This window comes from Mycobacterium sp., from assembly GCF_049280035.1.
Lineage (GTDB): Bacteria > Actinomycetota > Actinomycetes > Mycobacteriales > Mycobacteriaceae > Mycobacterium.
On the sequence record NZ_JBAPPI010000705.1, the window covers coordinates 1 to 2046 of the forward strand.

The following is a 2046-nucleotide window of genomic DNA, read 5'->3' on the forward strand; positions in this document are numbered from 1 at the left end:
TACCACGCCTGAATCGCGGGCCTGCCACGGCTGGCGGTGAACTCCCGCCCCCTGGACGGTTTGCGCGGGCTGCATTTCGTTGGTTCAAGGCGTTGATTTGTCTCACCTCTTAATCTTTGAAATTCGGTCTTATTTATCGGGCGAATCGGCAACCGGCGGGTCTGGTGTGACAGGATGGGCGGCAGTTGCAGTATGGCTACCACAACGTTCATGCGGACCTACACTTTCCTGGTCAGTTTGACCGTCCACACTCAAGGGGGCTAAGAATGCCGCTGACACCCGCAGACGTCCACAATGTGGCGTTCAGTAAGCCGCCGATCGGCAAGCGTGGTTACAACGAAGACGAGGTCGACGCCTTCCTCGACCTCGTAGAAAACGAGCTGACCCGGCTCATCGAGGAGAACTCTGACCTGCGTCAGCGGGTCAACGAGCTGGACCAGGAGCTGGCCAGCGCCGGAGCCGGCGCCGGCACCAGTGCGCAAGCCACCCAAGCCATTCCGCTGTACGAGCCCGAGCCCGAGCCCGTCAAGCCGCCGCCGCAGCCCGCCCCGCAGCCCGCCCCCCAGCCGGCGGCCGGTGTCAGCGAAGAGCAGGCGTTGAAGGCGGCTCGGGTGCTCAGCCTGGCCCAGGACACCGCCGACCGGCTGACCGGTACTGCCAAGGCGGAGTCGGACAAGCTGTTGTCCGACGCGCGGGCCAATGCTGACCAGATTGTCAGCGATGCGCGTCGTGAGGCGGAGACGACGGTCGCCGAAGCCCGACAACGTGCCGACGCGATGCTGGCCGACGCGCAAACCCGCTCCGAGACCCAGCTGCGCCAGGCCCAGGAGAAGGCCGACGCGCTGCAAGCCGACGCCGAGCGCAAGCACTCCGAGATCATGGGCACGATCAACCAGCAGCGCACGGTACTCGAGGGTCGCCTCGAGCAGCTGCGCACGTTCGAACGCGAATACCGCACGCGGCTGAAGACATACCTGGAGTCCCAGCTCGAAGAGCTTGGCCAGCGCGGTTCGGCGGCGCCGGTCGATTCCAGCGCCACCAATGAAGCCGGGTTTAACCAGTTCAATCGAGGTAATAACTAGCTCGGCCGAGGGCGGTCGCTATCCTGCAGTGTTGGCGATGTTGCCCCTTCGGCTGGAGGTTTACCGATGCTGATAAGTGCGCTGGTCTTAGCGGTAATAGGCCTTGCCGCGTTGGTGTTCGCCGTTGTCACCAGCAATGAGTTGGTGGCCTGGGTCTGCATCGGTGCCAGTGTGTTGGGAGTGGTGCTGCTCATCGTCGATGCGCTACGGGAACGTCAGCGACGCGAGGTCGGCGCAGCCACCAAGACATCGAGCCCGGCAGAGGGACATGAGCTTGGTGGCGAAGAGGCCGCCGACTATCCCGAGAACACCGTCGGCGAGGGCGACGACGCGGCTGCACCGGAGGATGCGGGCGCGGAGGCGGACGCACCAGACAGCGTCAGCGACGACCCGACTCGCTAGGACTCAACCGCCGAGGGCGGCGTGGCGAGCAGCTCGCGGACCTCGTCATCGGTGACTTGATGGAAGTCGGCGAAAACCTGTCCCACCGCCTCGAAATCGTCTGGCATGGTTGCGCATACCACTTCGTCGGCTTCCCGAGCCAGCTCCTGGCAGGCTGATTGCGGCCCCACCGGCACAGCGACGACTATCGATTCTGGATTACTCGCGCGCAGCGCGCGCACTCCGGCGAGCATGCTCGCACCGGTGGCAATCCCGTCATCCACCAAAATCACGGTCTTGCCGCGCGGATCGGCGACCGGCCGGCCGCCGCGATAGGCACGCTCCCGCCGGTCGAGCTCGATCGTTTCGCGGTCGATGACCTCGCGCACCTGCTCGTCGCTGATGCGGAGACTCGACACCACATTGTCGTTCATGACGACGCTGCCGCCGCTGGCCAGCGCACCCATCGCCAGTTCCGACCACCGCGGCACGCCCAGCTTTCGCACCAGGAACACATCCAGCTCGGCGTGCAGGGCCGCGGCGACTTCCCAGCCGACCGGAACGCCGCCGCGGGCCAGCCCGA

The 2046-nt window shown here is 65.4% G+C and carries 3 protein-coding genes; 2 read left to right on the forward strand and 1 reads right to left on the reverse strand.

Annotated elements, in window-relative coordinates; all coding sequences use genetic code 11:
- Positions 1-266: 266 nt before the first annotated feature.
- Both WAN71_RS22715 and WAN71_RS22720 read left to right on the forward strand, forming a co-directional pair.
- Complete coding sequence (locus tag WAN71_RS22715; protein WP_422227491.1) at positions 267-1082, forward strand: DivIVA domain-containing protein; 816 nt, start codon at positions 267-269, stop codon at positions 1080-1082.
- A gap of 66 nt (positions 1083-1148) precedes the next feature.
- Positions 1149-1484 carry a hypothetical protein gene (locus WAN71_RS22720; RefSeq protein WP_422227492.1) on the forward strand — a complete coding sequence of 112 codons (336 nt, stop codon included), beginning with the start codon at positions 1149-1151 and terminating at the stop codon, positions 1482-1484.
- Here the strand turns inward: WAN71_RS22720 and WAN71_RS22725 are convergent.
- The coding region (locus WAN71_RS22725; RefSeq protein WP_422227493.1) for a phosphoribosyltransferase at positions 1481-2046 on the reverse strand (566 nt) is incomplete at its 5' end. The two genes, WAN71_RS22720 and WAN71_RS22725, sit on opposite strands and share 4 nt — an antisense overlap.

Coding starts and splice junctions, on each gene's coding strand:
- WAN71_RS22715 (WP_422227491.1), top strand. CDS start 267: ATGCCGCTGACACCCGCAGACGTCCACAATGTGGCGTTCAGTAAGCCG.
- WAN71_RS22720 (WP_422227492.1), top strand. CDS start 1,149: ATGCTGATAAGTGCGCTGGTCTTAGCGGTAATAGGCCTTGCCGCGTTG.